Genomic DNA, 21,021 nt, shown 5'->3' with positions numbered 1-21,021 from the left:
ACCATGATCGGGAAAAGCAATCTGTCCGATAAGCTGTTCAATCTCGTCATTTATCTGTTCCTGTGCTCCATCTTCGTCGTGACCTTCTACCCGTTCTGGAACATTCTCGTCGTTTCCTTGAATGACGCGACCGATGCCGTGCGCGGCGGACTTTATCTATGGCCTCGGGAGTTTACGCTCGCAAGCTACCAATCCATCTTCCGCAATAAGGAGCTCATCGGCTCCATTAACGTGACCGTTCTGAGAACGGTGATCGGCACGCCTCTATCCGTGATGGCCATCTGCATGATGGCCTACTCGCTCAGCAAGCGCGAGCTGATTGCATGGCGGTTCTTCACCTTGTTCTTTATTTTCACGATGTACTTCGGCGGCGGATTGATTCCCACGTACATGATTATCAAATCGCTCGGCTTGATCGATTCCTTCTGGGTTTACATTTTCCCTGGCCTTATCGGCGTGTTCCTTATGATCCTCGTGCGGACCTTCATCGAACAGCTGCCTCCGGAGCTGGAGGAATCCGCGAAGATCGACGGCGCCAATGAGCTCGAAATTTTCGCACGTCTCATTCTCCCGCTCTGCGTACCGGTCTTGGCAACAATTGCGCTATTCATCGGGATCGGTCATTGGAACGCTTGGTACGATTCGTATATTTATACTTACAAGCCGGAGCTGAAAACACTGCAAGCGGTGCTCGTGAAAATCTTGAATCAATTCCAGACCGGCGCCATGGTCTCCGAAGCGGATCAGCTGGCCAACAGCTCGAAGCGCACGCCGGTTTCCGGCGAAAGCATCCGCATGGCAGTGACGATGGTTGCTACGCTGCCGATTATTATGGTTTATCCGTTCATCCAGCGATTCTTCGTGAAAGGGATGATGATGGGGGCTATCAAGAGCTGATAGAAGAGCTGATGGAAGAGCTGATAGAAGGACTTAAAGCGCTTTAACCATGCTTGATCCAATTTGCAAAAGGAGGAGAATGATTTTGATTTTGATCCCATTTTCAAAAAAGTTAAAAGTAGTATCCCTCATCGCCGCCATTATGCTGCTGCTGAGCAGCTTATCGGCGACGATCGCGGGCGCAGTAGGCAGCGAGGTACCGGCTTCGGCTTCAGGGGAAGTCGTTGCTTCTATCGAAGCGGAGGCGCCGGCCAACACGTTCACCGGCAATGCGGGGATTCGGGATTGCAATCCTGCGATCGGCTGCTCCGGCGGCAAGAAGGCGGGCGATCTGTGGGGCGGTTCGTCGATGCAATTCAATAACGTCGAGGTGCCCGCCGCAGGGGTTTATACCTTGAAGATGACCTATATCTCCGGCGACCCTCGCCCGATTACCGTCACCGTGAACGGCGGAGCGGCGGAGCCTCTATCTCCTCCTAAGACGGCGAATTGGGACACGCTCGGCACCTTCGAATTTGAAGTGCTGCTGCAGCAAGGCGCGAATACGATCAAATTCGATGACAACGGCGGCTGGTCTCCGGACATCGATAAGATCGAGCTTCTCGTCCCTAGTGATCCAAGCAATGGCGGCGGCGAAATCATCGCTTCCATCGAGGGCGAAGCGCCAGCCAACACATTCACCGGCAACGCAGGCGTTCGGGATTGCAATCCGGTAATCGGCTGCTCCGGCGGCAAGAAGGCCGGCGATCTATGGGGCGGCTCATCGTTGCAATTCAACAACGTCGAAGTGCCTGCCGCAGGGACCTACACGTTGAACATGTACTATATTTCCGGCGACCCCCGCCCTATCAATGTCACGGTGAACGGCGGAGCAGCGGAGCCTCTATCGCCTCCTCCGACGGCGAACTGGGACACGCTCGGTACCTTCGAGTTCCAAGTGCTGCTGCAGCAAGGCGCCAATACGATCAAGTTCGATGACAACGGCGGCTGGTCCCCGGACATCGATAAGATAGAGCTTATCGCCGCAGACTCATCCGGCGGTGATCCGGACAATGACGGAGCCATTGGCGATATCGGCGCCGAAGTGAAGTCGAACAAGTTCGGCCATACGGTCGTCACGGAGTATCAGAAAGGCGTAACGGCCACGAACGGCGACTATACGATTACCTATAACACGGAATCCGGGCTCGCGGCATACGCATGGAACGGCAAAACGATCGCAACAGGCGTGTACAGCAGCATTCAGCTCGATCAGACGTTGACTAGCAAGCAATATGCGAAGCATCAATTCGCGATGGACAGCGTCAAGAAGATTCACGATGCTCACGGGAAAGGTCTCGAAATTACGATCGACAACAAACAGGACGGCCTGCCGACGTTGCAGCAGATCTATCGAATCTATGACGATCAGCCGTATTTCCTAGTCAGTGAGCAGGCGTCTAGCAATACAGCGCTTAGCACGAACGATATGGCGCCGATCGTCATCCAATCGAAGGGCGGCGTAGATATCGGGAAATATGCGGATAATCGCGTACTGATCACGCCTTACGATAACGACAGCTGGTCCCGCTATCAGGCGCGGACGATCAATACATTTCTGAACACAAGCAACTATATCAGCTCCGAGATGACAGCGATTTACGATAACGACAGCCGCAACGGGCTCGTCATCGGCTCCGTTACGCATGACACATGGAAGACAGGCGTGTCTTGGAGCGGATCCAACGATCGGCTCAACAAGCTGAAGGTATACGGCGGCTTCACTTCCCCTACTTCGACGCACGACACCCAGGCGCATGGCAAAATCACGGAAACGACGCTGACGTCGCCGCAAATTTTCGTCGGCTTCTACGCGGATTACCGCGAAGGTCTCGAGGGCTACGGGCAAGCGAACGCGGAAGTCGCGCCTCTGCTCGAATTTGAACACGGCGTTCCAAGCGGCGTGCCTGTCGGCTGGAACAGCTGGGGCGCTTACGACAGCCATCTGAGTTACGACAAAGTCGTGGAAGTCTCCAACTTCTTCAAGGAGAATCTCCAGAACAATTCCTTCAATAACAAAGGCAATGTCTATATTAACCTGGACTCCTATTGGGACAATATGTCGGCGCAGCAGCTGAAGGACATCGCCGCGCTGATCAAGAAGAACGGACAGAAGCCGGGCATCTACTATAGCCCGTTTGTCTACTGGGGAAACAATATGAACCAGCCCGTCGAAGGCACGAACGGTGCTTATACGTACGGCGACCTTGTGCTGAAGGACGAGAACGGCAACCCGCTGCCTACGGTGGATGGCGCTTATGCGATTGACCCTACACATCCGGCGGCTAAGCAGAGGATCGACTATTATTTCAACCTGTTTAAGGCATATGGATTCGAATACATCAAGATCGACTTCCTCAGCCACGGTTCGTTGGAAGGCAAGCATTACGACAGCACGGTGAAGACAGGCATTCAGGCATACAACCAAGGGATGGCTTACATTGATAAAGCGCTCGAAGGCAAAATGTTCATCAGCGCCTCGATTGCCCCGCTCTTCCCGAGCCAATATGCGCATGCAAGACGAATTTCGTGCGATGTCGACGGGACACTCGGCAAGACGGAATATCAGCTGAACAACCTTACTTACGGCTGGTGGCAGAACGGAACGATCTATCGCTATACGGATCCTGACTATATGGCGCTAGTGAAAGGCGGCTCTCTTGCAGCTGCGCAGACACGAGTCAATGCCGCTGCAATCTCAGGAACGGTCTACCTGGACTCCGATGACGTGAGCAATCCGACTGCCCAAACGTACATGAAGACATTGCTGACCAACCCTCGCGTCAATGCGGTCGCTCTTATGGGAGAAGCATTCGCACCTGTCGAAGGCAACACCGGCACAGCTGCCGCAGACCAATTCGTGCTGAAGGATAAGAAAGATTACTACTTGGCCGTATTCAACTACACGCAGGAGAATGTCGTCAAGACCATTGACCTTGCACGCGCGGGCATTCCGAGCGGGGCGAAGGTGACTGCCACTGACCTATGGACGAATACATCGCAGCAGATCACTGGACCTTTCACTGTCAGCCTTGGCGCCGCCCAATCGATGCTCTACAAGATTACAGTGAAGTAGAAACGGAGTGATTCCTATGATGCAAAATCTTCAGACCATCCGCATCGATTCGAATGACGACCTTGTGATCGTGGATAATGGGCTGCTGCGTATTGAATCGAATCTGCAGACAGGGACACTATCCTATCATTGGCGGGATGGCAGCATTCTGCGGGACCTGTTCAGTGAAGTAGTTATCGGCTCTGAACATCTGCGGACGACGTCCTATAGCAGTCATCGGGTTATTCCGGAGTCCATTCAATTAGTCGAAGACGGGTTTGGCAAAGGAGTGCGCTGGTGCATTGAGCATTCGCAGCCTCAGAAGCCGATCCTCCGCCAGCACTTCTCGGTATACGAGGACGTCCCTTATAGCTTCACCCAGCTTCAGGCCGAATGGGAAACGGAATGGGAAACGAACAACATGGCTCCGTTATCCGCTCTGCGCAATGACGGCTCCTGCTTGCAATTCGGTCAGCATCAAGAAGGCGATGTGCGCGTTCTGTTCGTTCCTTTCGATAACGACAAGTGGGTTCGTTACGGCTCACATTCAATTCCTTGCTCCGTGGAAAGCTGCGAAGCGACGGCCATCTATAACGCGGAGAGCCGAAGCGGATTCGTGCTTGGCTCCGTGACCCACGACTTCTGGAAATCCGGCCTTCAAGTGGAAGGCACGTTCGCGGGCGAAGTATCCCGTCTGCGCGTATTCGGCGGCTTGTCCGGCTTGCAGACCCGGGATACGCTTCCTCATGGCTCCGCGCGCGGCAAGCTGAACGTTTCGCCTCGGATCTTTGTCGGTTTCTTCGAGGACTATCGGAACGGCATGGAGGCGTACGGCCGCGCGAACGCGGTGATTACCCCTAAGCTGTCATGGGACGGCGGCGTTCCGTTCGGCTGGAACAGCTGGTCTGCGGTCATGAGCAAATTGGATTTCGATGTCTATGCGCATACGTCGGATTTTATAAAACAAGAGCTCCATAACGGCGGTGAAGACTTCTCGAATGAGGACAACGAGGGCGTATACATCAACTTCGACTCGTTCTGGGATAACCTCTCGCCCGAGGAGCTGCGCGAAGCGGTTCGCCGAGTGAAAGCGAATGGACAGAAACCAGGCATCTACTTCTCCCCATTCGCATATTGGGGCAACGATCCCGAGAGACCGGTGGAAGGCATTGAGGAACAATACCGCTACCGGGATATTCTCCTCAAGGATGAAGCAGGCAACATACTGCCTACGCTGGACGGCGCATATGCCATTGATCTCAGTCATCCCGCGGCTTTGGAACGAATCAAGCGCAAGCTGGATCGCTTCGTGGAGCTGGGCTTCGATTATGTCAAAGCGGACTTTCTCTCGCACGGAGCGCTTGAAGGCAGCCGCTACGATCCTGAGGTGCGAACTGGAATTGAAGCCTACAACAGAGGCATGGCCGTTATTCGGGACACGCTCGCGCCGGAGCGCATCGGCCGGCCGTTCTTCATCAACTTGTCCATCGCCCCGCTGTTCCCGCACGGTTATGCGCACAGCCGCCGCATTTCCTGCGACGTGTTCGGCCTCATCGGCGATACGGAATATATGCTGAATGCATTAACCTACGGTTGGTGGATCAATGACACGCTCTATCGCTTCAACGATCCGGATCATACCGTATTGTACAAAAGCGCGAACCAGCGTGCCTCGTCTTGGCATGAAGGCCGCAGCCGGCTGACAGCCTCCGTCATCTCGGGAACATCGCTCTTGCTTGGCGATGACTACCGGTTGGAAGAAGCAGCAGATCGTGCCCGCGCTTGGATGACCCAGCCGGATGTGCTGTCTCTAGCACGCAAGGGGATTACGTTCCGGCCGGCGGAAGGGTCTAGCGGCAGTAAGGCGGAAGGTATTTTCGTGCTTACGAGTGCGGATGGTACTGATACGGGTACCGGCGGCGGCGAAAGCTGGGTAGCTGTATTTAATTACAATGCGGAGCAAGAGTCGTATAAGCGGATTATGCTGGAGAGGTTAAGAATTTCAAGTTCCGCCCCGCTCCAGGTGACTGACATCTGGGACGGCGCAGAGATGCAGCTGCAGTCTGGTGCGGAATTCATGGACGTGACGCTAAGTCCCTGCGAAGCCAAGCTGTTCCGGATTCGACATTAAGAATAGTGAAATGAAAAAAGAGGCTCCCGAAAGAGCCTCTTTCGTTTTCTTATTCCGTTTCAACTCATTTCACCTCGATTGCATCGTCATCTTCTGGAATGGTTATATAGCGGGCAGGTACTAACAATCCGATAAGCACAAACGCAAGCATACCGAAGAAGAATAGGTAAATGGCCATCGTATCCATTACAGCTCGCCTCCATTCAACGTTTGTCCGGTCGGATACGTGATATCAATCGGTTCCATCTCTAATGCGCCATTTACAAGAATGCCTAGTACAACGATCACCGCAGCGTTGAATCCCATGATCATGAACATCACTTCCATCTGAATGCGCCCCCTTAAGTTCTTGCTAAGGCTATTGTAGTCCTGCTTCGAATTTAAGTATGTGATTAAAATCACAATCTAAGCAAGTGTCACAGAACTGTAGCAATTAATTGCAATTGCTGACTTTCCCCCAAACATCTGATTCGGGTGGAAGGAAGTTCTTCATCCGAGTACGTCACCAAACCAGAGGAAAGAGGCATCCCACAAGTTCGGTGAACTCTGGGATACCTCTAGTTTTCTGCCGATATTACACTGGATCAACTCTTGCTTAATTAGATCAGCTTCAAAAGGTTGTAAATCGCTTGTGCCGTTTCAGCTCGCGCCGCGTTCCATTTTGGCGAGAACGCCCCGCTTGTGCCGCCTTGCATCAATCCGAGATTCAGCGCTTGTTTCACGGACTCGACCGCCCATGGCGCAATGGCTCCTCTGTCGGTATACGGCAGGTCTGCTGCGGATCCGTCCTGAACGCTGCCATGTTTATACGCATAGGCTCTGACGATCAGAATCGCCATTTGCTCCCTTGTAATCAGCGCATTCGGTTCGAACGAAGCTTCCGAAACGCCAGTTATCAAACCTGCGCGGTATGCGGCGTTGACGGCGCCTGCGTACCATGCGCGTCCGTCTACATCGGAGAATACTTGCTTCTGCTCATCCGAATCCAGGCCGAGCATCCTTGTTAGCATCGCTGTGAACTCCGCTCTAGTCGTTTTTCCGGATGGATTGAAGCTGCTTGCGTCAACACCCGTCACGATATGCTTCGCCGCAAGCACCTTAATCGCTCCCGATGCCCAGTGTTCCGCTGGCACATCAGCGAAGCTCTTGTCGTAAGCCATGACCGCATACGTGCTAAAGTGCGGCGCGTCCGCTGCAATGGTTCCATTGGCTGCGTTCACTACTCCGCCAACATGCTGCCACTGCTTCAACGCTTCGTTGTAGACATAAACGCCAAGCAAGTCCGTATTTAAGTCATTGTCATAAGTGAGCTCCAGATGGACCGGCACAGCGAAGCCGCCGAGCCTCTTCTCGTTTCCTTCCTTATCCACCGTGAGCAAATCCAAGTGATAGACGGATCCGCTTAACTTCAAGCTCGGATCGTTCGCTTCCAATTCCGAAGCTTCTGCGTTAATCACGATCTTCACATTGGCTCCCGCAGCATCCTTCAGTTGAGCCAATAACTGATGAATCACTTCCGCAGGGATCGTCATCACTATATCTGCAGCATGCACGACGACCGGCTTATCGGCGGCTTGATTCTGCAGCACGCTTGCAGATACAGTTGCCTCGGTCTTCCCTGTTACGAATTGAACGATTGCTTTGCCATCCTCGACCTTAAGAGTCGGATTAACAACAGGCGGCGTGTAAGTTCCGCTCGCGACAGGGGCGCTATTCGTGAAATGCAGCGTCTTTGCCGGACCTTCCATATACTCGTCTGTCGCCGCCACTCGGACTGCAACGGTTTTGTCCCCGAAGAAATGCGGAGCTTGAGCCGAATCGTAGTGGATATATTCGCCTCCATCCACCGCATATTCCATCGTGTCATCCGCGCCGGTAAGCACATCGGCCTGATCATCAGCAAACACGCTGATTTCAGGTGTGTCCATAGTGTACTCCAGCATGTCGAGCATGACATACGCACCGGTTGAGGCGGCATTATTCGTTCCTTTGACGACGAGCTTGATCGTATGCGGTCCATTCGCCAGCGCAGCATTCTCATAAAGGATTTGCTGCCTCGCTTGACCGTTGTAATACGTATCCACGTTAGCCTCCGCCAGAACGCCATCCAAATAAATATCCGCCATACCCAGATTGTATTGTTTGCCGCCAATGATTTTAATGGAATTTCCGTTGAACTCGAACTCCATATAGCTGCCGGCCTCATTACTATATCGCTCAGTCCCCGCGAAATCACGGCCGTCTCCTGTTGCTGTCCATGATCCCCCGAAGCTCACGCTTGGATCGCGGTCATCCACTTGAACCGGCGGAATTATTCGGGATTTCAGCGAAACCTCGATTTCGAGCGTCTCCGTGTCGCTTTCCTTGCCATCCGTCACCGTAACCGGAATGTCATACGTGCCGGCTGCCGCCTTCGGCCAAATGAATGCGGCAGTTGCCGGATTCAGGATCGCACCTGCAGGTAAGTGATCCGAGCTGAAGGACAGCTCATCTCCGTCCGCATCCGCTGCGTCTATCGCCAGAGTCACTGTATCCATAGCACTCACATGCTGCGGAGCGATCGCGCTCATGACAGGCGCATGATTCGTTGTTACATGAATCATCACCGTCGTTTGAGCAGATCCGCCGCGCGTATCTTCCGCCTTGATCTGAATTGGATAGTCGCCGGCTACCGCTTGCGGCCAAGTAAACGTTCCGCTCGCCTCATCAAGTGCGGAACCATCCGGCAAGCCCGTGGCGCTGAACGCGACCGGTTCCAAATCCGGATCGCTCGCCTGCACGGTGAAAGCCACCGTGTTGCCCGTTTTCGCTTGAATGTCCGGCATGCTTGCGATTACTGGATTGCGATTATCACCTAACGTCGCCTCAATGGATGCCGTCAGCTGAGACATATGGCCGCTTGTGTCTTCAGCCGTAAACATCGCCGTATAGCTTCCTGGGGCAGCAGGTCTCCAGGAGAATTGACCAGTCGCAGCATCGAATGCTGCCCCCGCAGGCATGTCGGTCGAATGGAGTGTGACCGCTTCTCCTTCATAATCCTGAGCCTGTACCGTAAACCTCACTTCATCTCCGACACTCACATGGATGTCGGCAATCGGAGCAAGAACCGGTGCCCCATCGGTAAAGTGCAGCGTCGCCTCAAGTCCCGCCGGATTCAGCTCATTCGCCGCGACTCGCACCGTGACCGTCTGATCCCCGTTAAACGTCGGCTTTGGATCCACGCTGTATTTCGTATAGTTGCCGCCGTCCACTGCATATTCCATCGATTCATCAGCACCAATGATGACATTGTTCACATCATCTGCCGTTACAACAGGTTCCGGTATAGCCGGCAAATACTGAAACGCATCTGCAAGAATATAGCTGTCAACCGCTGCCGGATTCTTCGAACCTTTCACAACCACCTTGATCGTATGAGAGCCGCTCGGCAGTCCTGATTTCCGGTACAACACCTGCTGTTGGATCGTGGTGGAAGAATAGGTGTCGATATCCTGCTGCTGGAGAACCTCGTCGAGGTAGACATCGAACAGACCGGTATTCACCTGTTTCGCACCGATAAATCTCACTTCGTTGCCTGTAAACGTAAACTGAATGGTACTGCCTTCCGCATTGCTGTATTTCTCCGTGCCTTGATAGTCTCCGGCGCTCGAGCCATCGCTCCAGCCCGTGCTGTAAACAATCGAAGCATCGCCTTCATCCAGCATGATCGGCGTTGCCGCCACTGCCATTGCCGTAACATAAATTTGAAGTACCGTGCTGCTTGCGGCATTCGAATCCGATGCTTGAATCGTAACGGCATATTCTCCGCTCGCAGCAGGCGTCCAAACAAATTCGCCGCTCTGAGCATCCAGCGTCGCACCGGCAGGTAAATCCGGAGAGCTGAACGTAATCGCGTCCTGATCCGCATCCACCGCGCTCGCCGATGTTGTCACCGTCGCCCCTACCGTTCCTTTCAACGCGGAAAGCCGTTGAATCATTGGCGCGCTGTTCGTAAACCGAATCGTTGCCGCAATGCCGGCCGCATTCTCCGAATTCGCCGCTACGCGCACCTGAACCGTCTGTTCTCCAGGGAACAGGGGAGGAGTCGACGAATCAAAGGGCGAGTAGTTTACGCCGTCAACCGAGAACTCCATGGTGTCATCCGCACCGATCAACTTGTTGTTCACATCATCTGCGCTGACGGCTGGTGCCGGAGCCTGCATGGAATACTGGAAAGCATCCAGCACGACGTAACTATCGACAGCCGACGCATTCTTCGTCCCCTTCACGACGACTTTTATCGTATGCTCGCCGCTCGATAAGCCGGCTTTCTGGTAAACAACCGCTTGCTTCTGCGTCGATGCCGCATAGCAATCAATATCTTCCTCATCGAGTACGCCGTCGATGTACACATCCATCTTGCCAGCGTTTCTCTGTTTGGCAGCGATCACCTTGATCATTGTTCCGGTAAAAGAGAACTGCGCGTAGTCGCCCTCAGCGTTGCTGTACTTCTCCGTGCCGGCATACGTAGCGCCGCTTCCGGCACCCCAAGCTCCGCCGTACGTAATCGACGGGTCGCTATCATCGATCGTTACGGTTGACGAAGCAGGTGCAGGCTTCGGCTCCGGCTCCGGTGTCAGCGATGAAACAATCTCGTAGGTCTGCCCCGCTTCCGTAGGGAATGAGATCGTATTGCCGTCAAGGACGTAAGCTACTGGTGTTCCGTCCGCCGCATTCGTCACGGCAAGCTTGTCCGGGCTTAGGAAGATCCCGTTACTGAGCAGTACGTCATTCCCCTCCAGGGAAGTAATCGATGCGTTCGTGAGCACCTTCCCTTTCCACTTCATGTTGACATCGAATGCCCCGCGAGCAACAAGACCTTTCACTTCGCCGGTATACCAGGCATCCGGTATGGCCGGCAGAAGGTCAATCGTTCCCGTCTGGCTCTGCAGCAGCATCTCTGCGATGCCGGCGGTTGCGCCGAAGTTTCCGTCGATTTGGAATGGCGGACAAATATCGAACAAGTTGGTGTACGTGCTGCCGGCGAGCTGCCCCTTCAGAATCGTTAAGGCATGGTTGCCGTCCAGTGCCCGGGCCCATAAATTCAGCTTGTTCGCACGGCTCCAGCCTGTCGCTTCATCCCCGCGCTCTGTCAGCGTTACTTTTGCCGCGTTGAACAATTCAGGGGTCGTATCCTGATTAATGAGATTTCCCGGGTACAACCCGACAAGATGCGAAATGTGCCGATGCTGATCCGTAGGATCATCGATATCCTGTTTCCACTCCTGCAATTGGCCGTATTGGCCTACTTTCGGCATCGACAAGCGGCTTCGCTTATCCATCAGCTCGCTGCGGAGATCCGGATCTACACCGAGTACCTCGCTTGCTTGAATGACATCCGTAAACAATTGCCAAATTAACTCCTGCTCGTAGCTGGTGCCTACTGTAAGCGGACCGTGTTCCGGCGAATAAGACGGAGAAGAGACTAAAGTGCCGTCCGTATCGGCAATGAGCGTTTTCGTCCAGAATTCCGCCGCTTCCTTCATAATCGGATAAAGCTGATCTCTTAACGCCTCCACATTTCGTGTGAATCGGTATTTCTCCCACAATTGCAGCGATAGAAAGGCGCCGCCCACGGAATGCCAGCCCCAGGTGGCGATATCCCAGCCGGGAGCCGTATAGCCGAAAATATTGCTCATCGTATGAACGGTCCAGCCTGCGCCTGTAATGCCATAGTACGTTTTCGCCATCACATTGCCCGGTTCTCGCAGTGAATCCAGATAAGCAACGTAAGGCTCGGCGGTTTCGCTCAGGTTCGTAACCTCTGAGGGCCAATAGTTCATTTCCAAATTAATATTGGCATGGTAGTCCGCTCCCCAAGGCGGAATCAGCGAATTATTCCACTTGCCTTGCAAATTCGCAGGAAGCGAGCCAGGCCGGGAGGATGCTATCAGTAGATAACGCCCATATTGAAAGAACAACGCTTCCAAGGCTCCATTCCGCTCGCTTCTATACTGATTCAGCAGCACATCTGTCGGCACCGTCGCCGTTTCATTATCGATGTTGAGCGAAACACGGCCGAATAGTTCCCTATAATCAGCCAAATGGACCGCACGCAATTGCTCGTACGTACGGGCTGCTGCAGCTGTTACATAGCCGCTCACCTTCGGGTGCGGATCGGTGCCTTGATAGTCCGGATAGTGGTTGGCATAATCCGTTGCGGCAGACATCAGAATCGTCACGGAAGTCGCGTTGGCGACGGTCAGCTTACCGGCTGCCCCTGCCGAAACGATGCCATCGTCGTTCTGAACGAGCAGCTGCGACTCGTAAGCCATATTGTTGTCATACAACTTGCCTGTCATGGTGATCGTATGGTCGTTCGAAGTAATCGCCGGCTTATTCACCGCTTGCGGGCTTGTCATGCCAATGCTGAAGTTGAGCCGGTTCGGCTGGCTGCTCGTCAGTCTCATCGCCATGACATGGTCCGGGTAACTCATGAAGTATTCCCGTTTATAAGTGACGCTGCCCTGCTTATACGTCACTCTCGCCATCCCGTCCTCTAGATCAAGCTCGCGGCGATAATCCTGAACGGTGACGGAGGATGGAAGCACATTGTCGATATAGATATCGCCAAAGCTTTGATAGTTGCCAAACTCGGGATAATCCTCCAATGTGCCGGTCAAATATTGCTCTGCAATGGCCCTTGCGCCTTCTTCGTCACCGACCGCCAGTTTCGCTTGCACATCGGCGAGATGGCTGGCGGCCCCAGGCCTGTTGCCATCTTTTCCTTGGCCGCTCTTCGAGCGCGGGCCGCCCGTCCAAAGCGACTCCTCATTAAACTGGATGTGCTCCTCGTCAACCCCGCCGAAGATCATGGCTCCCATATAGCCATTGCCAATCGGAAGCGCTTGGGTTTCCCAATCGTCCGCTGGCTTCTGATACCAAAGCGACATCGCATGTTCAGGTGCCGCCGCCGCACCTGTATAAGTAATTGTCGTCGCTGCGGAGGCTTTGCCAATTAGCATAGGAACATTTGCAGTCAGGCTCCAGATGAGCGCCGCGCTGCATATCATTGCGATCTTGCTCGTTATTTTAGACATTCGATTAAACCTCTCCTTCTATTGATATAAAGGACTGCATCTGGATAAGCTATAATGAATCTTATAGAAAATAAAAGCGTATTCAAATGATGTTTTCTGCTGGGCATATGATTTTTTTTGTTCAAAAAAACTCCAATGGCAGGTCTCTTCCTTACGGGGAAAGAGAATCAACCGATTGGAGTTATAGTGGGGTCCGCCGCTTACAATGCGGGGACGGTGTTGCGATGCGATTTCGGGCTATGTCCCTTCACTTTCTTGAATATACGGCTGAAGTGCTCCGGATTCATGTACCCTACCTGGTACGAAACCTCCGCAACCTTCATCCCGCTCGCGATCAAACGCTCCGCTTCGTCGATTCGCAGCTTGATCAGGTATTGAATAAAGCTTCGGCCGACTTCCTTCGCGAATTGCTTGCTTAGATAGCTCTCGCTAACGCCAGCCATCTGAGCGATGGAGGTCAGCGTAATCTCTTCGCAGAAATGCTCATCCAAGTACTGCTTGGCCTTCGCGACCGGCAGCGAGTAGCTTGACTGCGCGCCGGTTTCGCTCGCATGAACTAAACCGTGAATCATCATGAAGATTTTTTCGCTCCAAGCCAAGGTGCTCTTCATCGTCTTAAACTGCGCAATGAACTCAAGCGGACTGTTAAAGCCCTCCTGCAGCTGCTGCCATCTCAGCCCGTTCGCGTACAGAATGGAGCCGACCTCCCATATGAGATCGATGAAGACGGAGATAATCGCCTCCGAAGGAATCCCGTCAGCCTGGGACAACAAGTCGCCGAATTGCTTGAACTGTTCTTTCCACGAAGCGGCATCCGGCTTCATGAGCGCTTTTACTAAAGAGCCTCTGCATTGCTGCAATTGATCCATATTGGGCTGTGCTTCCCTAATCCTCGTTATCGCTTCTGGAAAATAAACCTTATCAAAGCCGCGGTAATAGCTAAGATCTGCCGCACTGGAGGCTTGGCTTACCAAGTCCGGCCATTCGCCAGCCTTTCGACCGAAGCCGCTGACTCCGATCGCAACGGAAGCGTTCATGAATTGCTTCAAGCGGATGCTTATCGTCGTTAGCGCCGCATGGATGTTCTCACGCGCACTGGACATGCTTCGATAGATCGACAAGGACATGAGCAATATAAACTCATCCTTCGAGTGGTCGAGAATGACATAAACAATGGCATTAGAATCGATGGCTGTCCTGATCGTCTGTTTAATGAAGCCATTCATGTCATCGGAACTTGCGCTGGACAGCTTAATCCATGCTGCGGTCAGGTTCACTTCACCTAATCGTGCCTTGATCTCGGCGTAAGCCTCCGACTTGGCTGATTCATCTTCACATTTATTCGCCAGCCAAGCCGTGAGGAGTTGTTCTCCGTTCCGAACGGACACAGGCATCGCCTCGTTGTTGGTTTCTTTCTCCCTCACCACTTCTTCCGCTGCTCTGGTCAGAATCGGAACCAGGTAACCCTCGTCCAAATTCGCTTTAAGCATATAGTCCTTCGCTCCGTTCACGAACGCTTCCCTCACATACTCGTAATCATTGAATGCGCTAAGCACAATCGGATAGCTCGGCTTTCTTCCCTCCATCTGGTTCAGGCGACGAAGGAACTCAAGCCCGTTCATCTTGGGCATCCGGATATCGACGCAAACAATATCCACGTGATGATGCCCGAGGAAATGGATCGCTTCCAATCCGTCCGCAGCTTCGCCGACGACATGAATATCGAGCTTAAGCGCGGTGATCATATGACGCAGCACAAGCCGAACAAGCGGTTCATCGTCAACGATCAACAGATTAATCATGATTCTTGCGAAGTAATCCTGCACATTTCGCCCGCTTCCAGCGCGATCGTTAATATCTCGTTCCTGCTGCAATGAACCTCTTGAATGCTAGAACCGATTCGCAACATCAGTCTTTCTCCAGCGAAACTATTCTGTACGCGGAAGATTCCTTCGCGTTCGGCACGAAGTTCGACATATTCAAGCTTGTCTGCATGAAGCTTCGCCGACACAAGCACGCCCATCTCGCCGCGGAAACCGCGGAATTCGACGCTTCGCTTTGCCCAATCGCGAGGAATGGCCGGGAATGGGCGAATCGTTTCTCCGTCCGTATGCAGAAGCATTTCCTGCAGGGCATTAACAGCAGCGAAGTTGCCTTCCAGCGTAAAGGGACGATAATGAAACATGCAGACGCCGGCTCGCTTGTAGTCCCCGTTCAAATGAAAACCGTTCGGCGAGCATGCATGCTGCCACATTTGGCGAAGATGATAAATCGCCGCTTCTCCGTTGCCTTGCTGCGCGTAGAAAGCAGCTGCCCAAGCGAAGCTGTAGCCAACCCATTGACCTTTGCCAAGCTTCTCCAGATTCGCAATCGTGGCATTGGTGATCTGGCGATCACGCTCAGACCCGCGATGATCAAGCAGCTGCAGCGGATAGATCGCCATCATATGCGAGTGGTGCCGATGGCTTTCTTGGAGCGATTCTTTCGGATTCACCATCAGCACATGACGCTCATTCACGGCAAGCTCTGGAAGCTTCGCAAGCACATCCGCCCATTGATCGGCATCAGCCGCATAATCGAGCCACTCGGCCATATCCTTCAATCGGCGGAACAAGTAAATCAGAAGCGCGAGGTCGTAATTGCTCATGGGATCGAACCAAGCCTCAAGCGAATTGTCGTGAACCTCGGGCGAGCTCGATACCGGCAGACGGAGCTTGCCGTCTTCGCCAGGTATCAGCCATCGCTGCACACAGGCAGCGGTTTCCTTGAAATAGACATAGGCTTTATCGCGCAGAAAATCACGGTCGCCTGTATACCGCCAGTAATGGTCGAATGCCTGGCACACCCAGATAATATTGGTGATACTCATGGAGTACATCGCCCAGCCGCCCATCGCTCCGCCAGTAAGCGTCATGACCGAAGGCAGGTTGAGGCCGGGGGCATCGAAGAAGCTTTGCGCGAACTGATGGCCTTGGGGCCTTAGGTCCCACAAGAAATCGATAAAGCTTTCTCCTTCTTCCAGATGGTTCGCTTTCAGGTAGTGCCAGTAACACAGCTCTGTATTCAAGTCGTGATGATAATCGCCTTTCCATGGCGGCAGCAGCCCCTCGTCCGCCGTCCATACGCCTTGCAGCGGCATCGGCGACGCCCCTTTGCGCGAACAGGATGCAAACAAATAGTTATTCAGATACCATTGCTTCTCTGCCTCGGCGTCTGGCAGCGCGATAGAGCTCTTCCCCCAATAACGCTCCCACCAAGCGCCATGCTCGCGGAATGCATGATCGAATCCATCGGCAATCGCGGCCGTTACTTTACGCTTGGCATGCTCTAACCAATTCTCTCCGTCATGATTGGCCGCTATCGTATAAACCCATTCTCGCGTACCGTCGTCGGACTTCCGTTCCGCTACGACAATTGCATATTCCAGCTCATGACACGTCCGCTGATAGAACCATTTCAAGCTGCCCTCCGAGTGTCTAGTCGCGGCCGGGTATTCAAGCCGAGTAAGGCTTGTCGCAAAGACGGGATTGTTGCGCTCTTCCTGTAACGCTCCCGTATAATCAGGAGGCACAGCTTCCAATCGTCCAATTGACTCCGCAGCCCCGGTCATTCGGATATAACCGAGCCCGTTCACGGCGTGCAGGAAGCTGGATACGGCAATACTCTGATCGCCGAACGTCAGTTGGACATGCGCGCAAGCCTCTTGCAAGGCAAGATGATTCTTCATCTTGTCGGCTTGCTTGCTGAAACGCAGCTCCAGACTGCCCGCAGGCAATTTCGTCGGATAAGGATAGGTCTCATAGAAGCTGTCGAACCGGTTAAGAAGCGCTTCTTGATCGCCACGGCGCACGCAATCGATCATCTCCGCATAGGTGAACCCTTTATCCAGTGCCTCTGGCGCCAGCCGCAAATCCCAAATATCGCCGCGGTCCAAGCTGAACCGAAGCGGCTCTCCGTTCCCCCATATGAGGCAGCCGGTCAATCCGTTGCCAAGAGGCAGCGCCTCATCCCATCTGGCAATCGGTTCATCAACTATCAAGTCATACTTACTCATCGCTTCAGCCTCCCGGTATGAATAAACCATTTCCCCCTTTGCTCGGAAGCACTAAAGGAGGAAATGGTTTGTATGCTTTTACCTCTTATTATTTCTTCACTTTGCTATTCTGCAGATCGAGAATCGCTTGCAAATCTCCCATTTTCTTAATCGTAGCCAAGTAGTTATCCCACTGGTCAAAGCCCATCTCGCCTTTAATAAATTTGACCGCTGACTCTTGGACATACGTGTCGATCGGCGTCATCGTATCCGCCACTTCATCGGTTTCGTCCTTCGACAGCATCACCTTCGGCGCTCTGTCATTCGGCGAGATCGACTCGCTGCCGCCATATTCATTCGACGCTATATAATAGTTTTCCAATTGTGCTTTACCGTCATGGTAGAACAGCACATCCGGGACCGAAGTATAAACGGCGATTCTCTCTTGCGGCGTAAAGACGATACCAGGACGCGTGCTCATCGATGCGGAAACACCCATTTTCGCAAGCTGGTCTACGAAGTCCGGCGCGGATTTGAGCGCTGGCAGATACTGCTTCTGACCATCCTTCACTTCGTAGGATTTGCCTTCAATGCCCCACATCAATAGATCAATCATTTTGTCGCTGTATTGATAATCAAGCAGCTTTACGACCTGCTCTGGATGTTTCGTCTTCGCGGAGATGACGATACCATAGCCGTTCTGCAGCCCTTTTCCCTTGGGGTCGCTGCCGTACTTCCACGCTTTGCCGTAGGTTGGATTATCTGCCGTCATCGCAAGCGTCCAGGTTACGCCCGCTTCCTTATTCGCGTTGAAATCAGCCACATAGCCCGACCACAGCTGCGGATAAATGAACGTTTTGCCGCTCGTTGCTTTCGGTTTCGCCTGGTCTATCTCGTCCGACCAGAAAGCCGGATCAATCAGCTTCTCGGAATAAAGCTTGTTCAGGAACATAAGTCCTTCCTTGTACGCATCTTCAGTCGGTCCGTATACATACTGCGTGCCATTCCAGTAGATACCGCTCGACGTATGGTTGGCGTTCAGAATACCGTCGTAGCCCATATACTGCTCGCTTTGACCGATCGGATAAGAATCCGGGTACAATGCCTTCAGCTTCTTCGCAGCCTCATACATTTCTTCTTGCGTAGTCGGCACTTTTATGTTGTTTTTCTCGAATACATCAAGACGATAGGCAGCAGCGTATTGGCTTGGCTCGATGTCGGAAGGATTCGAATAACCATCATAGAAGGCAAACAATTGATCGTTATCGGTCATCAAATATTGCTCTTTATTATCCGTAGCATCGACGAATGTACTGTAATTCGGCGTATTTTCCGCGTATTTGTTCAGGTCAAGGAACAGACCCTGCTCGCCATATTTGACAATATTATCGTTGCCGAGCACGAGCATGACGTCCGGAATATCGCCGCTTGTCAGCATGATCTGCGTCTTTTCCCTGTACTCGCCCCACGGAATACGCGTCCACTCGATCGAGACTTTAGTGCCCATGTAAGCTTCGATTTCTTTCTCGTATTGTTGCTCGACTACCGTTCCCGTCGGATCGCCTCCGAAGTGCGGGATCACGACCTTAAGCTTCAATTCTTCAGGTGCGGAAGCCTGGTTCGCAGTCGCGTTCGCGTCGGAATTATTGGATGAAGAGGTATTCCCATCATTCGACTTGCTGCACGCACTTAGAATTACAGTCGAAATAAGCGTAATCAGTACCAGTACTCTCAAGATCGAAAACGATTTTTTCATAGTAGATCCCCCTCTAAATTGAACGAAACGGTTTTGAATGCAATTGCAGCTCTCTCTTGCCGCAGACCTCGCTTCGACGCTCACCTCCTTTCAAGGCCATGCATCAGAGATGAAGCTTCCTACCCTTTGATCGAACCGACCATGACACCCTTTACGAAATACTTCTGCACGAACGGATAGATGCATAGAATCGGAGCCATAGTGATGACGATCGCCGCCATCTGGATATTCTTCGGATTGATCTGCCGGTTCTGGATCATATCCTTTACCTGTGAGCTTTGCCCCTCCTGCTGCGTGAAAATGATGGAGCGCAGGAACATTTGCAGCGGATACCGATGCTCGTCCTTCAAATAAATCAGCGCATTAAACCATACATTCCAATGCGCCACGACAGTGAACAAGGCGAATGTCGCCAGCAAAGCCTTGGACAGCGGCAGATAGATGCGGATCAGGACGACCAAGTCGTTCGCTCCGTCGATATAAGCCGATTCTCGGAGCTCCGATGAAATATTTTGAAAGAAAGTCCGGAAAATAATGACGTTATAGGCACTGATGCATCCAGGCACGACCATTACCCAGAAAGTATTCAGCATGTGCAGCTGCTTGATGATCAAGTAGGTCGGAATCATGCCTCCGCTGAAGAACATCGTAATGGCTAGAAATACGGTAATGCCATTCTTCAGCTGAAACTTCGAAATCGTGAGCGGATACGCCATCAGCGATGTCAGAAACAGCGTCAGCAGTGTACCTGCCGCGGCGTAGAGCACCGTATTGCGATAGCTGATGTAGAGCATCGGCTTATCGAAGATAATGCCGTATCCCTTCGTGTTAAACCCTCGCGGGAACCAGGTTACCTTCCCGAGCGAAATATAATCCGAGTGGCTTAAGGAAACCGCAATGACATTGAGCAGCGGGTATACCGTCACGATCACGAGCAACAGCATGAATCCGATGTTCACCGCATCAAAAATCCGGGATCCCACACTTGATTTATATACCATGCGATTCACCTACCATAAGCTCGTTTCCGAGTATTTGCGGGACAGTCGATTCGTAATGAGGACGAACAGGAACGATACGGCAGATAACATCAATCCGACGGCTGCCGCGTACTCGAATCGTCCGCCTTCAATGCCTAATCTGTACACATACGTATCGATGACATCGGCTTTCTCGTAAGTACTCGGGTTGTACATGAGCAGCACCTTCATGAAATCGGTACCTAGAATTCCGCCTACGGACATAATGAACAAAATGATAATCGTGGGCATAATAGCGGGAATCGATATGTTCCTGATCTTCTGCCATCGATTCGCTCCGTCGATCGATGCCACGTCATAAAGCGTTGGATCGGCATTGCTGAGCGCGGCCAAGTACAGAATTGTCCCCCAGCCGATACCCTGCCAGATGCCTGAGCCGATGAACAAGGCTCGGAAGTATTTCGACTCCGTCATAAAGTTGATTGGCTCAAGGCCAAACAGCCCCGTAATCTGGTTGAACAAGCCATCGAGCGACGTAAACTCTTTGATCATCCCGACGATGATGACGGTAGATATGAAGTGCGGGAAGTAGGAGACGGTCTGTACGAACTTCTTGAACGCCGTATGCCGAATCTCATTAAGCAGCAGCGCTAGAACAATAGGTGCCGGAAATCCGAATACGAGTCCGTATGCGCCGAGAATGAGCGTATTCTTGATCGTTCGCAATGCCATCGGGTTGTCCAGAAATTGCTTGAAATACTTGAAACCGACCCACTCGCTCCCCCATATCCCCTTTGCCACGTTGTAATCTTTGAATGCCACGAGCACGCCGTACATCGGAAAATAAGCAAACACCAGCACGATCAAAAAGCCGGGGAGTACCATGAGGTACAAATATTTTTGCTGTACGAATTCGCGCAAAAATCGGTTTGGCCCGCTTGTACCGGAACGCGTTTTCATTATGCTTTTCGCGGATGCCGTCTGATCCATGGAGCGATTCCTCCTTCTCTATGCTTCGACATCGCCATCGTTCATGTCGAACGTCCGTTGT

The 21,021-nt window shown here is 52.6% G+C and carries 11 protein-coding genes; 3 read left to right on the top strand and 8 right to left on the bottom strand.

Going from position 1 to position 21,021, the window contains the following annotated elements; translation table 11 throughout:
• Positions 1 to 3: 3 nt before the first annotated feature.
• From A8990_RS22095 to A8990_RS22085, 3 genes are all read left to right on the top strand, one after another.
• Positions 4 to 897 carry a carbohydrate ABC transporter permease gene (locus A8990_RS22095; protein WP_116191221.1) on the top strand — a complete coding sequence of 298 codons (894 nt, stop codon included), beginning with the start codon at positions 4 to 6 and terminating at the stop codon, positions 895 to 897.
• Positions 898 to 988: 91 nt separating this feature from the next.
• Entirely contained in the window at positions 989 to 4,012 is a 3,024-nt protein-coding gene (locus A8990_RS22090; protein ID WP_245996148.1) for a carbohydrate-binding protein, read from the top strand.
• A 16-nt stretch (positions 4,013 to 4,028) separates the two neighbouring features.
• Complete coding sequence (locus A8990_RS22085; protein ID WP_116191220.1) at positions 4,029 to 6,122, top strand: alpha-amylase family protein; 2,094 nt, start codon at positions 4,029 to 4,031, stop codon at positions 6,120 to 6,122.
• A 64-nt stretch (positions 6,123 to 6,186) separates the two neighbouring features.
• On the opposite strand, the gene A8990_RS32530 is transcribed toward A8990_RS22085, so the two are convergent.
• The 8 genes from A8990_RS32530 to A8990_RS22055 form a co-directional block, all read right to left on the bottom strand.
• Positions 6,187 to 6,309, bottom strand: coding sequence for a hypothetical protein (locus A8990_RS32530; RefSeq protein ID WP_281272519.1), 123 nt, complete (start codon positions 6,307 to 6,309; stop codon positions 6,187 to 6,189).
• On the bottom strand, positions 6,309 to 6,449 hold the full coding sequence (locus tag A8990_RS31660; RefSeq protein ID WP_181909711.1) for a hypothetical protein: 141 nt from the start codon (positions 6,447 to 6,449) through the stop codon (positions 6,309 to 6,311). The genes A8990_RS32530 and A8990_RS31660 overlap by 1 nt, the downstream gene beginning before the upstream one ends.
• Positions 6,450 to 6,721: 272 nt before the next feature.
• Positions 6,722 to 13,201: a DUF4073 domain-containing protein gene (locus A8990_RS22080; RefSeq protein ID WP_116191219.1), complete on the bottom strand. Its 6,480-nt coding sequence runs from the start codon at positions 13,199 to 13,201 to the stop codon at positions 6,722 to 6,724.
• Between the two features lie 200 nt (positions 13,202 to 13,401).
• Positions 13,402 to 15,075: a response regulator transcription factor gene (locus A8990_RS22075; RefSeq protein ID WP_147306849.1), complete on the bottom strand. Its 1,674-nt coding sequence runs from the start codon at positions 15,073 to 15,075 to the stop codon at positions 13,402 to 13,404.
• Positions 15,000 to 17,255, bottom strand: coding sequence for a glycosyl hydrolase family 95 catalytic domain-containing protein (locus A8990_RS22070; RefSeq protein WP_116191217.1), 2,256 nt, complete (start codon positions 17,253 to 17,255; stop codon positions 15,000 to 15,002). The genes A8990_RS22075 and A8990_RS22070 overlap by 76 nt, the downstream gene beginning before the upstream one ends.
• An 88-nt stretch (positions 17,256 to 17,343) precedes the next feature.
• Positions 17,344 to 18,990, bottom strand: a complete 1,647-nt coding sequence (locus A8990_RS22065) for an extracellular solute-binding protein (RefSeq protein WP_116191216.1) — start codon at positions 18,988 to 18,990, stop codon at positions 17,344 to 17,346.
• 119 nt (positions 18,991 to 19,109) lie between these two features.
• On the bottom strand, positions 19,110 to 19,991 hold the full coding sequence (locus A8990_RS22060; RefSeq protein ID WP_116191215.1) for a carbohydrate ABC transporter permease: 882 nt from the start codon (positions 19,989 to 19,991) through the stop codon (positions 19,110 to 19,112).
• A gap of 9 nt (positions 19,992 to 20,000) precedes the next feature.
• On the bottom strand, positions 20,001 to 20,960 hold the full coding sequence (locus tag A8990_RS22055; protein ID WP_342772930.1) for an ABC transporter permease: 960 nt from the start codon (positions 20,958 to 20,960) through the stop codon (positions 20,001 to 20,003).
• Positions 20,961 to 21,021: the final 61 nt, after the last annotated feature.

It is taken from the genome of Paenibacillus taihuensis, from assembly GCF_003386535.1.
Classification (GTDB): Bacteria; Bacillota; Bacilli; order Paenibacillales; family Paenibacillaceae; genus Paenibacillus_Z; species Paenibacillus_Z taihuensis.
Note: the sequence above shows the minus strand (reverse complement) of the source record. Positions and strands in the feature narration are given on the sequence as shown.

What these genes read in the sequence shown, in the direction of transcription:
- A8990_RS22095 (WP_116191221.1), top strand. Translation starts at nt 4, where the DNA reads ATGATCGGGAAAAGCAATCTGTCCGATAAGCTGTTCAATCTCGTCATT.
- A8990_RS22085 (WP_116191220.1), top strand. Translation starts at nt 4,029, where the DNA reads ATGATGCAAAATCTTCAGACCATCCGCATCGATTCGAATGACGACCTT.
- A8990_RS32530 (WP_281272519.1), bottom strand. Translation starts at nt 6,309, where the DNA reads ATGGATACGATGGCCATTTACCTATTCTTCTTCGGTATGCTTGCGTTT.
- A8990_RS31660 (WP_181909711.1), bottom strand. Translation starts at nt 6,449, where the DNA reads ATGGAAGTGATGTTCATGATCATGGGATTCAACGCTGCGGTGATCGTT.
- A8990_RS22080 (WP_116191219.1), bottom strand. Translation starts at nt 13,201, where the DNA reads ATGTCTAAAATAACGAGCAAGATCGCAATGATATGCAGCGCGGCGCTC.
- A8990_RS22070 (WP_116191217.1), bottom strand. Translation starts at nt 17,255, where the DNA reads ATGAGTAAGTATGACTTGATAGTTGATGAACCGATTGCCAGATGGGAT.
- A8990_RS22065 (WP_116191216.1), bottom strand. Translation starts at nt 18,990, where the DNA reads ATGAAAAAATCGTTTTCGATCTTGAGAGTACTGGTACTGATTACGCTT.
- A8990_RS22060 (WP_116191215.1), bottom strand. Translation starts at nt 19,991, where the DNA reads ATGGTATATAAATCAAGTGTGGGATCCCGGATTTTTGATGCGGTGAAC.
- A8990_RS22055 (WP_342772930.1), bottom strand. Translation starts at nt 20,960, where the DNA reads ATGGATCAGACGGCATCCGCGAAAAGCATAATGAAAACGCGTTCCGGT.